Source organism: Pseudomonas sp. 51_B, from assembly GCF_017491595.1.
GTDB lineage: Bacteria > Pseudomonadota > Gammaproteobacteria > Pseudomonadales > Pseudomonadaceae > Aquipseudomonas > Aquipseudomonas promysalinigenes.
Window position 1 is genome coordinate 1 of record NZ_JAFGYW010000416.1, and the last position, 444, is coordinate 444.

Annotated in this window: 1 protein-coding gene; it reads left to right on the top strand. The window is 61.7% G+C overall.

What is annotated here, in order from left to right; genetic code table 11:
• Positions 1-444 (top strand): MFS transporter (locus J5M56_RS25510; protein ID WP_207938126.1); only part of this gene is annotated, 444 nt, incomplete at both ends.

The following is a 444-nucleotide window of genomic DNA, read 5'->3' on the forward strand; positions in this document are numbered from 1 at the left end:
GGGCTGGCCATCTGGGCGGCGTTGGCATTGGTCGCGTTGCTGGTCTGGTGTTTGCAGCCCGCGCAAGCCATATCAAGGGGGACCCGGCGGGAGTCCTTCATCACCCGCCCGCGCGCCTGGTTGCTGGCGATGTTCTTTGGCCTCGGTACGGCGTCCTACACCTGTGTCCTCGCCTGGCTTGCCCCGTATTACGTGGAAAAAGGCTGGAGTGAACAGAACGCCGGGCTGATGTTGGGTTTTCTTACAGCGATGGAGGTCCTTTCCGGCCTGGCAGTGCCGGCGATCGCCAATCGCAGCCGTGACCGGCGTGGGATATTGGCGGTTCTGCTGTTGCTGATCATCGGCGGTTTCTGCGGGCTGATTCTCGCTCCGATAACTCTGGCCTTGTTATGGCCGTGTCTGTTGGGGCTGGGGATTGGCGGTCTGTTTCCGATGAGCCTGATC